This is a genomic window from Caballeronia udeis, assembly GCF_001544555.2.
Lineage (GTDB): Bacteria > Pseudomonadota > Gammaproteobacteria > Burkholderiales > Burkholderiaceae > Caballeronia > Caballeronia udeis.
On record NZ_FCOK02000060.1, the window covers coordinates 1 to 18,052 of the forward strand.

The 18,052-nt window shown below is 61.9% G+C and carries 14 protein-coding genes; 4 read left to right on the forward strand and 10 right to left on the reverse strand.

The window, feature by feature from the left end; all coding sequences use genetic code 11:
• Positions 1–260: 260 nt before the first annotated feature.
• From rseP to rpsB, 8 genes are all read right to left on the reverse strand, one after another.
• Positions 261–1,646, reverse strand: coding sequence for an RIP metalloprotease RseP (rseP, locus tag AWB69_RS31845; protein WP_062090806.1), 1,386 nt, complete (start codon positions 1,644–1,646; stop codon positions 261–263).
• A gap of 7 nt (positions 1,647–1,653) precedes the next feature.
• Entirely contained in the window at positions 1,654–2,859 is a 1,206-nt protein-coding gene (locus AWB69_RS31850) for a 1-deoxy-D-xylulose-5-phosphate reductoisomerase (RefSeq protein ID WP_062090807.1), read from the reverse strand.
• An 18-nt stretch (positions 2,860–2,877) separates the two neighbouring features.
• Positions 2,878–3,711, reverse strand: a complete 834-nt coding sequence (locus AWB69_RS31855; RefSeq protein ID WP_062090808.1) for a phosphatidate cytidylyltransferase — start codon at positions 3,709–3,711, stop codon at positions 2,878–2,880.
• Positions 3,705–4,487 carry a polyprenyl diphosphate synthase gene (gene uppS, locus AWB69_RS31860; protein WP_062090809.1) on the reverse strand — a complete coding sequence of 261 codons (783 nt, stop codon included), beginning with the start codon at positions 4,485–4,487 and terminating at the stop codon, positions 3,705–3,707. The genes AWB69_RS31855 and uppS overlap by 7 nt, the downstream gene beginning before the upstream one ends.
• A 64-nt stretch (positions 4,488–4,551) precedes the next feature.
• Positions 4,552–5,112, reverse strand: coding sequence for a ribosome recycling factor (gene frr / locus AWB69_RS31865; protein WP_062090810.1), 561 nt, complete (start codon positions 5,110–5,112; stop codon positions 4,552–4,554).
• Between the two features lie 95 nt (positions 5,113–5,207).
• Positions 5,208–5,921 (reverse strand): UMP kinase, encoded by a 714-nt coding sequence (pyrH, locus tag AWB69_RS31870; protein ID WP_047896685.1) that lies wholly within the window; start codon positions 5,919–5,921, stop codon positions 5,208–5,210.
• Positions 5,922–6,282: 361 nt separating this feature from the next.
• Complete coding sequence (tsf, locus tag AWB69_RS31875) at positions 6,283–7,164, reverse strand: translation elongation factor Ts (RefSeq protein ID WP_062090811.1); 882 nt, start codon at positions 7,162–7,164, stop codon at positions 6,283–6,285.
• Between the two features lie 257 nt (positions 7,165–7,421).
• On the reverse strand, positions 7,422–8,174 hold the full coding sequence (gene rpsB, locus AWB69_RS31880) for a 30S ribosomal protein S2 (protein ID WP_062090812.1): 753 nt from the start codon (positions 8,172–8,174) through the stop codon (positions 7,422–7,424).
• Positions 8,175–8,638: 464 nt separating this feature from the next.
• On the opposite strand from rpsB, the gene map reads away from it, so the two are divergent.
• From map to AWB69_RS31905, 4 genes are all read left to right on the forward strand, one after another.
• Complete coding sequence (map, locus tag AWB69_RS31885) at positions 8,639–9,448, forward strand: type I methionyl aminopeptidase (RefSeq protein ID WP_062090813.1); 810 nt, start codon at positions 8,639–8,641, stop codon at positions 9,446–9,448.
• Between the two features lie 482 nt (positions 9,449–9,930).
• On the forward strand, positions 9,931–12,516 hold the full coding sequence (locus AWB69_RS31890) for a [protein-PII] uridylyltransferase (RefSeq protein WP_062090814.1): 2,586 nt from the start codon (positions 9,931–9,933) through the stop codon (positions 12,514–12,516).
• Positions 12,517–12,522: 6 nt separating this feature from the next.
• Entirely contained in the window at positions 12,523–14,631 is a 2,109-nt protein-coding gene (locus AWB69_RS50915) for a pseudouridine synthase (protein WP_075644027.1), read from the forward strand.
• Positions 14,632–14,856: 225 nt separating this feature from the next.
• The gene (locus AWB69_RS31905) at positions 14,857–15,096 is read left to right on the forward strand and encodes a hypothetical protein (RefSeq protein WP_062090817.1); all 240 of its coding nucleotides are present in this window, start codon (positions 14,857–14,859) and stop codon (positions 15,094–15,096) included.
• Between the two features lie 222 nt (positions 15,097–15,318).
• Here AWB69_RS31905 and def read toward each other — a convergent pair whose 3' ends face one another.
• Positions 15,319–15,852 carry a peptide deformylase gene (gene def, locus AWB69_RS31910; RefSeq protein WP_062090818.1) on the reverse strand — a complete coding sequence of 178 codons (534 nt, stop codon included), beginning with the start codon at positions 15,850–15,852 and terminating at the stop codon, positions 15,319–15,321.
• A complete protein-coding gene (ligA, locus tag AWB69_RS31915; protein ID WP_062090819.1) occupies positions 15,849–17,954 on the reverse strand; it encodes an NAD-dependent DNA ligase LigA in 2,106 nt (701 codons plus the stop codon). The genes def and ligA overlap by 4 nt, the downstream gene beginning before the upstream one ends.
• Positions 17,955–18,052: the final 98 nt, after the last annotated feature.

Here is an 18,052-nt window from a genome sequence, read left to right on the forward strand (position 1 = left end):
GATAGGCAAGTAGGCGAATACCGAACCGGGTTCAATGCGCTGAAGGCCGTCGATCCGGATATCCTGCACGACGAACGGCGTTGTCGCGTGCGCCGCCATTCCGGTTGCGGCCAATGCTGCGGCCACAGCCGACTTAGGAACAAAGCGATGAGGTTTGAACAACGTGCTTCCCCAGTGTGTATAGCTGCATCAAGCCCGGCGGCGTTCGTTCAAGCGCCGCCAGACAGGATGAAAAAGGATCAAAGTGACGGCAAGCCGGATCAAAAGCGGATCAGGCGGGCAAGGTCGTTGAAGAGCGCGATCATCGACAAGGCAACGATGCAAACAAGACCCGCCCGCTGCAACACCAGCTGCCAGCGATCTGACACGGCCTTGCCGGTTGCAGCTTCAACCAAATAATATAACAGATGCCCACCGTCAAGAACCGGAATCGGTAACAAGTTCAAGACGCCGAGGCTGATACTCACGAGCGCGAGGAAAGAAAGAAACGCCGACAATCCAAGCCGAGCGCTCTTGCCGGCGTAGTCGGCGATCGTCACTGGCCCTGAAAGATTTTTCAGCGACGCTTCGCCCGTGATCATCCGCCCGAACATGCGCAGCGAATAAATGCTGATGTCCCAGGTCCGTTTGACGCCAAGCTGGAGGCTTTCCACCGGGCCGTAGCGCACGTCCACCGACGGAATCCGGGTCGCGAGCGACGCGCCGATCCGGCCGACATCGCGATGCGTAGCCGCGTCCTCCTTGAGCTCCGGCACGATCCGCACCGCTTGCTGCACGCCGTTGCGCTCGACCGTCAGCGAGACCGGCGTACCCGGACGATGCTGCACGTAGTCGATAAATCCCGTCGCGTTATCGATCTTTTTACCGTCGATCGCGCGCAGCACGTCGCCCGCCTGCAAGCCCGCTTTTGCCGCCGCGCTGCCCGCTTCCACGCCCGCGACCGCCAACGTGCCGCCACCCGGCTCGAAGCCGAGTTTATCCATGAAATCCTGGTCGACGTCCTGGTCGTCGATCTTGCCCACGCTCAAGGGGAAATCGAACGTGCCCTCGTTGGTCTTGGCCGTCAGCACCACGCGGCGGCGATCGAACGAAGCGTCGAGCAGTTTCCAGCGCAGGTCGGACCACGAGCGCACCTTGTGCGTCTCGCCGCTAGCGTCGCTGCTGCCCTGCACGTCGCGCATTGAAACAATCGTCTCGCCACCCTCGAAGCCCGCTTTCGCGGCAACGGTATTGGGTGCAGGCGCCGCGACAATGGCGGCCGGCTCCGAGACGCCGCCCGCGAACACGGCGGCGAACAGCAGGATGGCAAGAATGAAGTTCGCCACCGGACCGGCTACAACAATCGCGATCCGCTTGAACACCGGCTGACGGTTGAATGCGCGGGGCAAATCGGCTTCGGGAATGGTCGCTTCCGCTTCCCGTTCGTCGAGCATCTTCACGTAGCCGCCCAGCGGCAGCGCGGCGATTGTCCACTCGGTACCGGTGCTCTTGCTGACCCACTTCACGAGCGGCTTGCCGAAACCGACCGAAAATCGCAGGACCTTCACGCCGCAAAGCCGCGCGACGCTGTAATGGCCAAACTCGTGGACGACGACCAGCACGCCGATAGCCACCACAAATGCAACGATTTCAGTCAGGAAGTTCATGGCGACCTCAGTGCAGGACGCGTTCGGCGTGCGGCGCGTCGGCTGTCAGCAAAGCGGTGAACTCACTTGCCAGGCGACGCGCTTCGGCATCGGCGGCAAGCACTTCATCGAGTGTCGATGCGCTGCCGTTCGGCAACGCATTCAACACGCGCTCGACCACTTCCCCGATCGCCATGAAGCCAATGCGACGAGCAAGGAACGCCTCCACCGCGACCTCATTGGCCGCGTTGAGCGCCGCGCTCGCGGTGCCGCCGGCTTCCAGCGCCTTCAGTGCGAGCGCGAGGCAAGGGAAACGGTTCAGGTCGGGCTTCTCGAAGGTGAGCGTTGCAATTTGCGCGAGATCAAGTTGTGCGACCCCGGAATCCACGCGTTCCGGGAACGCCAGCGCATAGGCGATCGGCGTACGCATGTCAGGATTGCCGAGTTGCGCCAGCACGGAACCGTCCGCGTATGAAACGAGTGAATGAATCACGCTTTGCGGATGGATCAGCACTTCAATGCGCGACCCCGGCACGTTGAAGAGCCAATGCGCCTCGATCACTTCGAGACCCTTGTTCATCATCGTGGCGGAATCGACGGAAATCTTGCGGCCCATCGCCCAGTTCGGGTGCTTACAGGCTTCGTCCGGCGTGACGTGCCGGAGAGTAGCCGGCTCGCGGGTGCGGAACGGGCCGCCGGATGCCGTCAGAATGATCTTCGATACCCCGCCGTGCAGCGCTATTTCACGCGGCATGCACTGGAACACGGCGTTGTGCTCGCTGTCGACCGGCAGCAGCACCGCGTTGTTGTCGTGCACCGCGTCGATGAAAATCTTCCCCGACATGACCAGCGCTTCCTTGTTGGCCAACAGGATGCGCTTGCCCGCGCGGGCGGCAGCCAGCGTGGGGGCCAGGCCCGCCGCGCCGACAATAGCGGCCACCACCGTGTCGCAGACGGCGCTCGCCGAAACGTCCACGAGCGCTTGCGGGCCGTAGCTCACCTCGGTCTTGCAGCCTTGGGCGCGCAGCGCGGCGGCGACCTTCGCAGCGGTATCGGCGTCGCCGACCACCGCCACTTCCGGCTGAAACCGCACACATTGGTCGACGAGCTTGTCGCCGTTGCGGTGCGCGGTCAGCGCATAGACCTTGAAGCGGTCCGGATGCCGCGCCACGACGTCGAGCGTGCTTTCGCCGATCGAGCCCGTGGAACCGAGCAGAGTCAGACGTTTTTGCATAAATCCTTCTTTAGCCGATTAACCAATTGACTGGGCAACAGGACCGAGCAACAGGAGTGCGATCGGCAATACGGGCAATAACGCGTCGATCCGGTCGAGGACGCCACCGTGCCCGGGCAGCAATCCGCTCGAATCCTTGACGCCGGCCTGGCGTTTCAGCAGGGATTCGAACAGGTCACCAATCACGCTGAATACGGTCAGCACCGTCAAGGAGAGAAGCGCCCCGGCCCAGCCGAGGTGCTCCACCAGCGCCGAAAAAAGTGTTGGCGCAAAAACCAGCGTGGCCGCGCCCGCCGAGCCGACGATCATCACCGCCAGCCAGCCGCCCAACGCGCCTTCGCGGGTTTTGCCCGGACTGATGGAGGGCGCAAGTTTATGACGACCGAACGCTTTTCCGGCGAAGTATGCGCCAATGTCGGCCAGCCATACGACTAGGAGAAGCGATAGCACGAACGCCACCCCGACCGTACGGGCCGCAACGAGCGCGTGCCAGCAGGCCACGAACGTCACAATTCCCGCAAACAGCAGGAACACGCGCCACGCGCCGTCGGCAAGCGCGGGTTTGCGCGCGAGCGCGAACGGACCGGCCAGCACCCAGAATATGGCCGCCATCTGGTACAGCGGTTTATAACCCAGCCCGAGCCGCGTGCTGGCGATCAGCGCCATGCCGGCAACCACCGCGTACACGACCGGCGACCCGCCGGTCAGCTTGAGCAGCCGCCCCCACTCCCAGGCAGCGAAGATGACCACAACGGCGATCAAAGCCGCGAAGACGCCTATTGGCGCGAATAACGTGATTGGCAGAAGCACTGCCAGCAGGACGATTGCCGTGATGACACGGGTCTTTAGCATGAAAGAGTGTCGGCCTTCTGCGATTGCGGCTCAAGTTGCGCGCTGGTCCGCCCGAACCGGCGCTCACGTTCGCCATACGATTCGATCGCGCGAGCCAGTGCTTCGGCGTCGAAATCGGGCCAGTAGGTATCGGTGAAATAGAGTTCGGTGTACGCCATTTGCCACAGCAGGAAATTGCTGATGCGCTGCTCCCCGCCCGTCCGGATGAACAGGTCAGGCTCCGGCGCGTAGGACATGGCCAGGTGCTGCTCGAACGCCGCTTCGTCGACTGGCACGACGCGGCCTTCCTGAACGGACTGCTCCGCCAGCTTTTTCGCCGCCTGCATGACATCCCAGCGGCCGCCGTAATTCGCTGCAATAGTCAGCGTCAGGCGCGTATTGCGCGCCGTCTTGGTTTCGGCGCGCTGAATCAGCGCGCGGATGCGGTCGTCGAACATGGAAACGTCGCCGACCACGCGCAAACGGATGCCATTGGCGTGCAACTTGCCGACTTCCCGCTCCAGCGCCGTGACGAACAGGCGCATGAGGAAGGAAACTTCGTCGGTCGGGCGACGCCAGTTTTCGGAACTGAAAGCGAACAGCGTCAAGAATTCGACGCCCTGGCGCGCGCAGCTTTCGACCGTCGCCCGCACGGCGTCAACGCCGCGCGTATGCCCGGCCACGCGCGGCAGGCGCCGCTGCGTCGCCCAACGGCCGTTGCCGTCCATGATGATCGCGATATGGCGCGGGACAGCCGCGACATCGGGTACGCGAACGGTAGAGCTGGTATAGGTCATGGCCGCTGAATCTAAGTATCGACAGAGTGACGCGCCGGCACGACGCAAGAGACCGGCAACGGTCTCAAACCGTCATGATTTCGGCTTCTTTCGACACAACCAGCTTGTCGATATCCGCAACGTTTTTATCGGTGAGTTTCTGGACGTCGTCGCTTGCACGGCGTTCGTCGTCCTCGGAGATTTCCTTGTCCTTCACGAGCTTCTTGAGTTGCTCGTTGGCGTCGCGACGCAAGTTGCGGATCGCGATCTTGGCGTTTTCGCCTTCGCTTTTCACCACTTTCGTCAGTTCGCGACGGCGCTCTTCGGTCAGCGCGGGCATTGGCACGCGGATCTGGTCACCCTGGTTTGACGGGTTCAGGCCCAGGTCGGAGTCGCGGATCGCCTTTTCCACCACCGGCACCATCTTCTTTTCCCACGCCTGCACGCCGATCGTACGGGCGTCGATCAGCGTCATGTTCGCTACTTGCGAAATGGGCACGCTCGAACCGTAGTAATCCACCTGGATATGATCCAGCAACCCCGTATGGGCGCGGCCCGTGCGGATCTTGGCCAGATCGTTCTTGAACGCTTCGATCGACTTTTGCATCTTCTGATCGACGCTCTTCTTAATGTCAGCCACACTCATTTGAGCCTCCGTACTTTTGTTACGTGCAGTGCCGGCGGCGGCGGTGCAGTTCCCGTGGGACCGCTCCCGCCCTCGCCCTTTGTCACCGCGAGAGTTTACACGTGGACGAGCGTACCTTCGTCGTCGCCCTGAACGATGCGCTTGAGCGCACCCGGCTTATTGATCGCAAACACGCGAATAGGCAGCTTCTGGTCGCGGCATAGCGCAAATGCGGTTGCGTCCATCACCTGCAGATTCTTGCCGATCGCCTCGTCGAAGCTGATCGTGCTGTAGCGCGTGGCGCTCGGGTCCTTCTTGGGATCGGCGGAATATACACCGTCCACCTTGGTCGCTTTCAGCACGACTTCGGCACCGATTTCCGAGCCACGCAGTGCAGCGGCGGTGTCGGTGGTGAAAAACGGGTTACCGGTACCGGCCGCGAAAATGACCACTTTGCCTTCTTCCAACTGGCGAATGGCGCGCGGGCGGATGTACGGCTCGACTACCTGGTCCATGCGCAGCGCGGACTGCACGCGCGCCTCGATCCCGGCGTGACGCATGGCGTCCTGCAATGCAAGCGCGTTCATCATGGTCGCGAGCATACCCATGTAGTCGGCTGTTGCACGGTCCATGCCGGCCGCACCGCCCGCCACGCCGCGAAAGATGTTACCGCCGCCAATGACGACCGCGAGTTGCGTGCCCATGCGCACCACTTCCGCAACGTCTGCCACCATCCTTTCGATTGTCGCGCGATTGATGCCAAAGGCATCGTCGCCCATTAGTGCTTCGCCGGAGAGTTTGAGGAGTACGCGTTTGTAGGCTGTGGGCATATGAGGGTTCCGATCGCGCCGAGAGGGAGTGCAACAACGTAGAACTGTAGGGGTGAAACGATATTTCCGGCAAGCATCCCATGTCGGACAAGCCGCGGCGGCATAACGGGGTAACCTCGGGTCATCCCCGGTTTGCCCGTCCGGCGCGGTTTCGACCGCCATGAGGGCGCGAGACGGGCGTTCCGCATTTGGGAACGCCGAACTCGCATTTAGCTGCTTTTCACTGCATTTTTGACTCGGCGGCCGGTGCGCCTGCATCGAGCGGCCCGGCTGAACGGACCGGCTGATGCTGCACTGCACTGCTTGCGCGTGGCTGCTTCAAAGCAAACAGCCTGCGCGGTACTGACCGCCGTTTGACGCTTTAGCCTTGCTTGGCAGCGGCAACTTGCGCGGCCACTTCGGCAGCGAAGTCGTCCGTACGCTTTTCGATGCCTTCGCCGACCACGAACAGCGCAAACTTCTGCACCGACGCGCCGGCCGCCTTCAACATCTGTTCGATCGTCTGCTTGTCGTTCTTAACGAACGTCTGGTTCAGCAGCGACACTTCCTTCAGGTACTTCTGGACGCTACCGTCGACCATCTTCGCGACGATCTCAGCCGGCTTGCCCGATTCCGCGGCCTTTTGCTCGGCGATGCTGCGTTCCTTCGCGATCAGTTCCGCCGGAACGTCGTCCGACGACAGCGAGACCGGCTTCATTGCAGCGACGTGCATGGCAACGTCCTTGCCGACCTGCTCGTCCGCGCCCGTGAATTCGACCAGCACGCCAATGCGCGTGCCGTGAAGGTACGAAGCCAGCTTGTTGGCGGATTCAAAACGCACGAAACGGCGTACCGAGACGTTTTCGCCGATCTTGCCGATCAGCGCGAGACGCACTGCGTCGACCGTCGAGCTTTCCAGCGGCAGGGCCGACAGAGCAGCCACGTCAGCCGGGTGATGCTTCGCGATGAGCTCAGCCACGGCCTTGCCGAACGCCAGGAAGTCGTCGTTCTTCGCAACGAAGTCGGTTTCGCAGTTCAGCTCGACCAGAACGCCCACGCCGTCAGCGATATGCGAGGTCACAATGCCTTCAGCCGTCACGCGCGATGCCGCCTTGCTTGCCTTGTTACCCAGCTTCACGCGCAGCAACTCTTCAGCGCGCTCCATGTCGCCTTCAGCTTCCGTCAGCGCCTTCTTGCATTCCATCATGGGCGCGTCGGTCTTTGCGCGCAGTTCTGCCACCATGCTTGCGGTAATTGCCGCCATCATTTGCTCCTTGAGTCTGTGCCGTGCTTTCGCACGTATCGCACTATTGACACGCGCCGCCGGCGAGAAATGCCCGCGGCCAGAATGGGGGTGCTGCCTGATACTTCACAGATGCTTCACGGCTGTTTCGCGTTCTGCTACAGGCGAATAGTGCCGTTGTTACTTTACGTTGCAGTTGCGGCCGGTTAAAAAAAGGGGGCCTTTCGCAAAGCCCCCTTTTTTGCCGGATACAGCACGTCGGCGTCAGATGCCGCGACTTACGCTTCTGCGTTGACTTCCACGAACTCGTCGCCTTCACCGCTGCGAACTGCCTGAACCACTTCGTTCACCGCGTTCGAACGGCCCTCCAGGATCGCGTCGGCCACGCCCTTGGTGTACAACATGACAGCCTTGCTGGCGTCGTCGTTACCCGGGATCACGTAGTCAATGCCTTCCGGCGAGTGGTTCGTGTCAACCACGGCGATAACCGGAATGCCCAGCTTCTTGGCTTCGGTCACGGCAATCTTGTGGTAACCCACGTCAACCACGAAAATTGCGTCCGGAATGCCGCCCATGTCCTTCACGCCGCCAATCGACTTCACCAGCTTGGCCATTTCACGTTCGAACAGGAGCGCTTCCTTCTTGCTCATGCGTTCCGTTTCACCGGCTTCCAGCGCTGCTTCCATGTCCTTCAGGCGCTTGATCGATACTTTCAGCGTCTTGAAGTTGGTCAGCATGCCGCCGAGCCAGCGTGCGTTCACGAAAGGCATGCCAGCGCGTTGCGCTTCTTCTGCCACCGTGTCACGCGACTGACGCTTCGTGCCAACGAACAAAATCGTGCCGCGATTCGCTGCCAACTGACGCACGTACTTCAGCGCGTCGTTGTACATCGGCAGCGTCTTTTCGAGGTTGATAATGTGAATCTTGTTACGATGACCGAAAATGAACGGCGCCATTTTCGGGTTCCAGAAGCGAGTTTGGTGACCGAAGTGGACACCGGCTTCCAGCATTTCACGCATTGTTACTGCCATGAGAGTTCTCCGCGAGGGTTAGGTCTTAAGCCGGCTGCCGCATCGGGCGCCCCGTGTTTCTTAACCGAGTTTCCCCGGACCGGAGCGCCGGACACCCTGGGTGCACCGGCTTGCGATTCAAGTCCGATCTTCCTTCATGCCTTTTTGCACCAGCCTTCCGAAAAACACCTGTTTTCAGAAACGCCGCATTGAAAAGACAATTACAAAGTTGATGCAGACTTAGCCAGCGAGTATATCACGCTCAAATGGCACGACTCAAGATGCCCGCTCATCGGAATATAGACAGAGCGGCTTTCTCCAACCGCCCCGTCGTGGGCCGCGGCCGCCCCTGCAATCGGTAAATTCGTGTGTCAGCCGCCCTAAAACCGCTGCGCCGGCCCGCGCCCGGGTGCGGCGAGGTCTGTAAGGTGCGATAATGCCCGATTGGCGCTCAGAGCCGCTTACACGCATTCTCGATACAAGTCATGTCCATTACGCTGAAAAACGACCACGATATCGCGCAAATGCGCGTCGCCTGCCGGCTTGCCAGCGAAGTGCTCGACTTCATCACGCCCCATATTGTCGCCGGCGTGACGACGGGCGAACTCGATCGTCTCTGCCACGAGTACATGGTGAAGGAACAGGGCACGGTGCCCGCGCCGCTCAATTACCAGCCGCCTGGCTATCCGCCGTACCCGAAAGCGACCTGCATCTCCGTGAATGACGTGATTTGCCACGGCATTCCCGGCGACAAAGCGTTGAAAAACGGCGACGCGCTCAATATTGACATCACGGTGATCAAGGACGGCTATTTCGGCGATACCAGCCGGATGTTCCTGGTCGGCGAAGGGTCAATCCTGGCAAAGCGCCTGGTGCAAACCACGTTCGACTGCATGTGGCTCGGGATCGACCAGATCAAGCCGGGCGCGCATCTGGGCGATATCGGGCATGCCATCCAGAAATATGCCGAAGCACAGGGCTATAGCGTGGTGCGCGAGTACTGCGGCCACGGCGTGGGCAAGGTGTTCCACGAAGACCCGCAAGTGCTGCACTACGGCCGGCCGGGCACGGGCATTGAATTGCAGGCGGGCATGATCTTTACCGTCGAACCCATGATCAATGCTGGCCGCCGCGATATCCGCACCATGCCCGACCAATGGACTGTCAAGACGCGCGACCGCAGCCTGTCCGCGCAATGGGAGCATACGGTGCTGGTTACGCCAACGGGCTACGACGTGCTGACTGTGTCCGCGGGTACGCAAGCGCCGTCGCAATTGATCGCCGCGACGGTTTGAAGCCCTCCCTGACCGTAAAACGCGGAGCGCGTGGTTCTGCCATTGACCGGCCGGGCTTTTGACACCTCAGGGTATGGCCGAACCGCGCACGCATCGTATTTCGGACGATATCAAGCGGGTCGAATCTCGCTATTTGGGTTGTGCTCCACCCGCCAGGCGCTTGTCGCGCCCATGAATTTTCTTAGCTGAGTAGTACCAGATGTGCCGGATCGTCGAAGCCAGTTATTTCGCCCGGTTTAAAGACAGCTTAAGCTTGCTGTATAGAGCGGTATAGGGAGCCTGCGGCATCTCGCCTTGCCCGATGATCCCCCGACAAATTCAAGCTCGCGGTCATGGCTGGTCAGGCAGCGGCCTGAGTTTCACGCCGTAAGCGGCCTATGGCGGACACGCGCTGAGCGCATCGCTGCGACCCGGTCAAAAGCCCGCGAACCGCCTGTTCGCCACGATCAATTTCACCCACTGACCTCACGACCCGCCTGCCCATGAGCGTACCTGCCGACGCCCCGCCCCGCGCCGATTCGCTGAAAGCCTCGTACAAGACGGCCAAGGCCGCCCTGCTGGAGCGCTTCCAGAGCGCGACCAACGTCGATGGCCTGATGCACGCCCTCGCGCGCGCCACCGACGAAGCGCTCCGAGGCGCCTGGGAAGCCTGCGCGATGCCGAAATCGGCGGCGCTGATTGCGGTCGGCGGCTACGGGCGCGGCGAACTTGCCCCCTATTCGGACGTCGATATCCTCGTCCTCCTGCCCGATGACGATACGCCCGAGCACACCGCTTCGCTGGCCTCGCGTATCGAACGGCTGATCGGCATGGCGTGGGATCTTGGTCTGGAGATCGGCAGCAGCGTGCGTTCGGTGACGCAATGTATCGACGAAGCGAGCAACGACATCACCATCCAGACCTCGCTGCTGGAAGCGCGGCGCATAGTGGGCAACGAGAAACTGTTCGAGACGTTCGAGGAGCGGTATCGGCAGACGCTCGATCCGCGTGCGTTCTTTCAGGCGAAAGTCCTCGAGATGCGCCAGCGGCACGCCAAGTATCAGGACACACCGTACAGCCTCGAGCCGAATATCAAGGAAAGTCCCGGCGGCCTGCGCGACCTGCAGCTTATTTTATGGATCTCGCGCGCGGCCGGTTTCGGCAGTAGCTGGCGCGAACTGGATTCGCGCGGCCTCATCACCGAGCGGGAAGCCAGCGAACTGCGCCGCAACGAAGGCTTCCTGAAGACCCTGCGCGCGCGGCTGCATGTGATTGCCCGGCGGCGCCAGGACATCCTCGTCTTCGACTTGCAGACGGCGCTGGCCGAAAGTCTCGGCTACAAGGCAACGTCGTCCAAGCGCGCGAGCGAACAGCTCATGCGCCGCTATTATTGGGCCGCCAAAGCCGTCACGCAGCTTGCCACCATCCTGATCCAGAACGTGGAAGCGCAACTGTTTCCATCGACGAGCGGCATCACGCGCGTGCTCAACGAGCGTTTCGTCGAGAAGCAGGGAATGCTGGAAATTGCCAGTGACGACGTTTTCGAACGTGAACCAAACGCCATTCTCGAAGCATTCCTGCTGTACGAACAGACGCGCGGCGTGAAAGGCTTGTCCGCCCGGACGCTGCGAGCGATCTATAACGCCCGTGACCTGATGGGCCGCGACTGGCGGCGCGATCCGGAAAACCGGCGCCTGTTCATGGAGATCCTGAAGCAACCCGAAGGCATCACGCACGCGCTGCGGCTGATGAACCAGACAAGCGTGCTTGGGCGCTACCTGCTCAACTTCCGGCGCATTGTCGGCCAGATGCAGCACGACCTGTATCACGTCTATACCGTCGATCAGCACATCCTGATGGTGTTGCGCAATATCCGGCGCTTTGCGATGGCCGAACACGCGCATGAATACCCCTTTTGCAGCCAGTTGATGGGCAATTTCGAGCGCCCGTGGGTGTTGTACATTGCGGCGCTTTTTCACGATATAGCCAAGGGCCGCGGCGGCGATCACTCCGTACTCGGCATGGCGGATGCGCGGCGTTTCTGCCGTGACCACGACGTCGGCGCGGACGACAGCGACCTGGTGGTGTGGCTCGTGGAACAGCATCTGACCATGAGCCAGGTGGCGCAAAAGCAGGATACGAGCGATCTGGAAGTCATCAAGCAATTTGCATCGATGGTCAAGACCGAGCGCCGGCTGACCGCGCTGTATCTGCTGACCGTCGCCGATATCCGCGGCACCAGCCCCAAGGTGTGGAACGCGTGGAAAGGCAAGCTGCTCGAGGATTTGTACCGGGCCACGCGTGCCGTGCTCGGCGGGGCCGAACTGCACGCGCACTCGGAACTCAAGTCGCGCCAGGAAGACGCGCTGGCGTTGCTGCGCCTTGAAACCGTGCCCGAAAACGCGGAAAAAGCGTTGTGGGACAAGCTCGATGTCGGCTATTTCCTGCGCCACGACGCCGCCGATATCGCCTGGCAAACCCGTGTGCTTTACAAGCACGTGGAGAGCGAAAATCCGATTGTGCGGGCGCGGCCGTCGCCCATCGGCGCGGCGCTCCAGGTGCTGGTGTATGTGCAGGACCGGCCCGATCTGTTCGCCGGGATTTGCGCCTATTTCGATAAGAACGGCCTGTCCGTGCTGGATGCACGGGTAACAACGACGCGGCACGGCTACGCGCTCGACAATTTTCTGGTCGCGCATCCGGACCATGACGGGCATTATCGCGACATTGCGAATCTCGTCGAACAGCAGTTGAGTATGCTGCTGACCGCCGAGGGCATTTTGCCGGAACCGTCGAAAGGACGTGTTTCGCGGCTGGTGCGCACTTTTCCGATCACGCCGCGCGTGGATTTACGTCCCGACGAACGTGGTCAGTATTACATCCTGTCCGTATCGGCTAACGATCGGCAGGGCCTCCTTTATTCGATCGCGCGGGTTCTGGCCCAGCACCGGATCGGCGTCCACGCGGCGCGGATCAATACGCTTGGCGAACGCGTGGAAGACGTGTTCCTGCTCGACGGCAAAACCCTATCCGACAACCGGACGCAGATCCAGGTCGAAACCGAACTGCTGCGCGCGATCGCAGCCTGAGAATATATGCGCGTCAAACTGACAGCGAAGCACCCGCGCCCGGCATCGCCGGCACGTTCCCCCGTTCGTACCGGCAGCGCTGCCGGACGGAAAAAGCCCGCACGCGCCGAGATGGCGAGCGGCGACCGGCCAGTGCGCAGCGATAAACCGGCAGGCGGTGCGCGGCCGGCGGGTTCCGGTGAGCGCAAGCCTTTCAAGGCACGTAGCGACGACTCGCGTGGCGCGGGAGATCGCGGGCCTCGGCCTTCGTTTGGGGACCGTAGTGCTCCGCGCGGTGATCGGCCTTCGGGCGATGGCGAACGCCGGCCGTATGCGCCGCGGGGGGATGCTCCAAGGGGTCCGAGCAGTGATCGTGGCCCGCGGCCTTCGTTTGGCGATCGTGGTGCACCGCGTGGTGATCGGCCTTCTGGCGATGGCGAACGCCGTCCGTACGCGCCGCGTGGGGATGCGCCAAGGGGTCCGAGCAGTGATCGTGGGCCTCGGCCTTCGTTTGGCGATCGTGGCGCACCGCGTGGTGATCGGCCTTCGGGCGATGGTGAACGCCGTCCGTACGCGCCGCGGGGGGATGCTCCAAGGGGTCCGAGCAGTGATCGTGCCCCGCGGCCTTCGTTTGGCGATCGTGGTGCACCGCGTGGTGATCGGCCTTCTGGCGATGGCGAACGCCGTCCGTTCACCCCGCGTGGTGATGCTCCGCGTGGTCCGAGCAGCGATCGCGGCCCCCGCCCTTCCTTTGGCGATCGTGGCGCGCCCCGTGGCGACCGTCCTTCCGGCGATGGTGAACGCCGTCCGTTCACCCCGCGTGGCGACGCTCCGCGTGGTCCGAGCAGCGATCGCGGCCCCCGCCCTTCCTTTGGTGATCGCGGTGCTCCGCGTGGCGACCGCCCTTCCGGCGATGGTGAACGCCGTCCGTCCACCCCGCGTGGCGATGCTCCGCGTGGTCCGAGCAGCGACCGTGGTCCGCGCCCGTCGTTTGGCGATCGCGCGTCCCGCCCTTCCTTTGGCGACCGTGGCGCCCCGCGTGGCGACCGCCCATCGGGCGACAACGAACGCCGTCCGTTCAAAGCCCGCGATGATTCGCGTGGCCCGGGCAGCGATCGCGCACCGCGCCCATCGTTTAACGACCGTGGCGACCGTGCCGCTCCTCGCGAGCGCAACCACTCCCACGATGGCAGTCCGCGCTCAGCTTCCACTGACCGCCAACGGCCATCGAGCGATAGCCCTTACGCCAAACGCGAAACATCCGAACGGTTCAGCGATGACCGCAAGCCCGCCACGCGCAAACCGGTATCGAAGCCATCGAAACCGCGCGACGCCGACGCGCCTCCCTCACCCGCCCGCGTCGCGCGCGAAAGTGAAGAAGGACTCGTGCGCTTGTCGAAGGTGATGTCGGAACTCGGGCTGTGCTCACGCCGCGAAGCCGATGAATGGATCGAAAAGGGCTGGGTGCTGGTCGACGGCGAGGTCATCGATACGCTCGGCACCAAGATTCGTCCCGACCAGAACGTTGAAATTGCACCCGCCGCGCACGCGGCCCAGATGCAGCAGGTCACCATCCTGATACACAAGCCGGTCGGCTACGTGTCGGGTCAGGCGGAAGACGGCTATCAGCCGGCTGTCACGTTGGTCAATCCGTCCAACCATTGGGCCGACGACCAGTCCGGAATCCGGTTCACCCCGCTGCATCTGCGCACGCTTGCACCCGCAGGCCGCCTGGATATCGATTCGACCGGCCTGCTCGTTCTGACTCAGGATGGCCGGGTGGCAAAGCAACTGATTGGCGGCCATTCCGACGTCGATAAGGAATATCTCGTGCGCGTGAAATTCGGCGAGCATGAAGTCGATATCGAACCGCACTTCCCGCCCGAAAGCCTCGCGCTGCTGCGCCACGGACTCTCACTCGACGACGTGCCGCTCAAAACCGCGCAAGTCAGTTGGCAAAATGGCGAGCAGTTGCGCTTTGTGCTGCGCGAAGGCAAAAAACGCCAGATTCGCCGGATGTGCGAGCTGGTCGGCCTCGAAGTGGTCGGCCTGAAGCGGATCCGGATGGGACGCGTCACGCTCGGCGCGTTGCCGCCGGGTCAGTGGCGCTATCTGGGCGCGGACGAAGCGTTCTAAGGAGCTTCGCTCACGCTCCCCCGCACACTTCAAAGTGTCGCGGGAAACGACGTAATCGGCGCAATTGTTACCAATCGATGCGAACGGCGCCCGCCGATCGCATCGATTTTTTTTTGGCCGATTTTTGGCTAAAGAAAATATGACATATGACCGTTAGTCAGATACATGCGCAATTTACCGCTTTGAGTCGCGCGTGCCTGGGCGTTGGGCTACTGGAGAATTGCCATGTCCGTTGAAATCATTGTTCGCGAAACCAAAACCGGCCTCGAAATCATCAGCGGCCGACGTCGACTCGACGCGCTGCTTGCCGTGCGCGACGAAGTCGTTGTGACGAGTCCCGGCGTGGGTGAAGTTGTCATCGCGCGCTTGCCGGACGGACGCTTGCAGGCATCGGCGAATCCGGAACACATCGAATTGTTCCGCCAGCCGGAAACATCTGCGGGAAACAAGAAAAGCTTTGCGTGAGGATGAAGCCGCCGGCTTCCGGCGGTATTTACTTCCATGATGCATGAATGGAGCCGGTGAATCTTTCGGGTCCCGTCCGGCACGGCTGATTGCGTCGCCAATTAATCATTCGCTGCGACAAAAGCCCGATCTCGCACAACAAAAAGGGCCGCGATTCTTCGCGGCCCTCAATTCGTCCGGCGGCTGAACGGCCTGTTAAACCGGCCGTTCCCCCTCCATCGATTAATCGTCGCTTTTCGGATCGAGCCCCGGAAACAGGATATCGGTGAAGCCGAATTTCGAGAAATCCGTCACACGCATGGGATAAAGCTTGCCGATCAGGTGATCGCATTCGTGCTGCACGACCCTCGCATGGAACCCCTCGGCCAGCCGTTCGATCGCCGAACCATACTGATCGAACCCCTGATAGCGGATCATGGAATACCGCTGCACGGCGCCGCGCAGGCCCGGCACCGACAAACACCCTTCCCAGCCTTCCTCCATGTCGTGCGAGACCGGCGTGATGATCGGGTTGATCAGCACCGTTTCCGGCACCGGCTCTGCGTCCGGATAACGCTCATTGTGAGCAAAACCGAAGATCACCACCTGCAAATCCACGCCGATCTGCGGCGCGGCAAGCCCGGCACCGTTTGCGTGGCGCATGGTGTCGAACATGTCCTCGACAAGAGCATGCAGCGCGGGGGTATCGAAATGGTCGACCGGCTCCGCAATACGCAACAAACGCGGATCGCCCATTTTGAGAATTTCGCGAATCATGGGGTTTCTCCCTCCAAAAGCTTGCGCATACCATCTTCGTCGAGCACGGGGACGCCGAGTTCCTCAGCCTTCACAAGCTTGCTGCCCGCCTCCGCCCCCGCCACCACGTAATCCGTCTTCTTCGACACCGAACCCGCCACTTTCGCGCCCGCCGCCTCCAGCATCTCCTTCGCGTCTTCGCGGGACAGATTAGGCAGCGTGCCGGTGAGCACGACCGTCTTGCCAGCGAGCACGCCCTGCGGCGCCTTCGGCGCGGGCGGGCCTTCGGGCCAGGTCACCTTGCCCGGCGCGCGCAACTGCTCGATCACCATCTGGTTATGCGCTTCGCTGAAAAAATTGTGCAGCGACTCGGCCACGACCGGGCCGACATCGTTCACTTCGAGCAATTCCTCGACGCTGGCCGCCATGATCGGATCAAGCGAGCCGAAATGCTTGGCCAGGTCCTTCGCGGTGGATTCCCCGACGTGACGAATACCGAGCGCGTAAAGAAAACGCGGCAAGGTGGTTTGCTTCGCTTTTTCGAGAGAATCGTACAGATTCTGGGCGGATTTATCGGCGAAACGGTCCAGCGCCGCGAGCGTTGCCACGCCGAGATTGAACAGGTCCGCAGGCGTGCGCACAATATTCTGCTCGACCAGCTGGTCGATGATCTTCTCACCCAGCCCGTCGATATCCAGCGCGCGCCGCTGCGCGAAATGCCACAACGCCTGCTTGCGTTGCGCGGGGCAGATGAGTCCGCCCGTGCAACGGGCAATGGCCTCGTCAGGCAGCCTTTCGATCTTCGATCCGCAGACCGGGCATTCGGTCGGCATCACGAACTCGCGGGCATTATCCGGACGCCGGTCGAGAATCGCGCCGACCACTTCGGGAATGACGTCGCCGGCACGCCGCACAATCACCGTATCGCCAATACGGATGTCCTTGCGCCGCACCTCGTCCTCGTTGTGCAGCGTCGCATTCGTTACCGTCGCGCCGCCGACGAACACAGGCGTGAGCCGGGCGACCGGCGTGATGGCGCCCGTACGGCCGACCTGGACCTCGATGGCAAGCAACTGCGTGAGCGCTTCCTGCGCGGGAAACTTGTGCGCGAGCGCGAAGCGCGGTGCGCGCGAAACAAAACCCAGCTTGTCCTGCTCGTCGCGCTGGTTGACCTTGTAGACCACGCCGTCGATGTCATACGGCAAACCGTCGCGTTTCTCGCCCGTTTTGCGGAAGAATTCGAGCAAGCCTTCAGCGCCTTGCACCACGCCGCGCTCGGCGTTGACCGGCAGGCCCATTTCCTTGTACCAGTCGAGCAGCGCCGAATGCGACGCCGGCATCTCCGCGCCGTCCAGCACGCCAATGCCATAAGCGAAAAACGACAACTGGCGCTGCGCGGTCATCTTGGGATCGAGTTGGCGCAAACCGCCGGCCGCGGCGTTACGCGGATTCGCGAACTCGCGTTGTTCAGCCTCGCGTTGCCGCGCGTTGATCTTCTCAAAATCGCGCTTGAACATAAGCACTTCGCCGCGCACATCGAGCCGCTTCGGTATGATCTTGCCCTTGAGTTTCAGGGGAATCGAACGAATGGTACGGACGTTTTCCGTCACCTCTTCGCCCGTGGCACCGTCGCCGCGCGTGGCCGCCTGAACGAAGATGCCGTCGTCATAGCGCAGAGAAATGGCCAGTCCGTCGAATTTCAGTTCGCATGCGTATTCCACGGGTTTGTGGCCGAGCGTGTCGGCGACCCGTTTATCGAACGCAATAATGTCCTCGTCCGCGAAACCGTTGTTCAGCGAGAGCATGGGCACGTCGTGCGTGACCGGCTGAAAACCCGTGGCGACCTGGCCGCCGACACGTTGGGTGGGAGAGTCAGGCGTGATCAGTTCGGGCTGATCGGCCTCGATCTGCTGCAGTTCCTTGAACAGGACGTCGTATTCGGCGTCGGGCAGATCCGGCTGATCGAGGACGTAATACGCGTAATTGGCGCGCTCGAGCTCCGTGCGCAGCCAGGCGGCGCGCTCAGCCGGCCGCTCCGCGCTGGCGATGGGCGAGCCATGCGCGGCGGAAGCGGCGGAGACAGCGGAATCAGCTTTGGCAGCGGCTTTCGGTTTGGCAGACATGCGGCAGGACAGACTAGAAAGTTAGAAGAAAACCGACCTCTTGATTGTCTCAGAGATCGGCTGTTCGTGGCATCGGGCGTGTAGTCGATGCCTTGCGA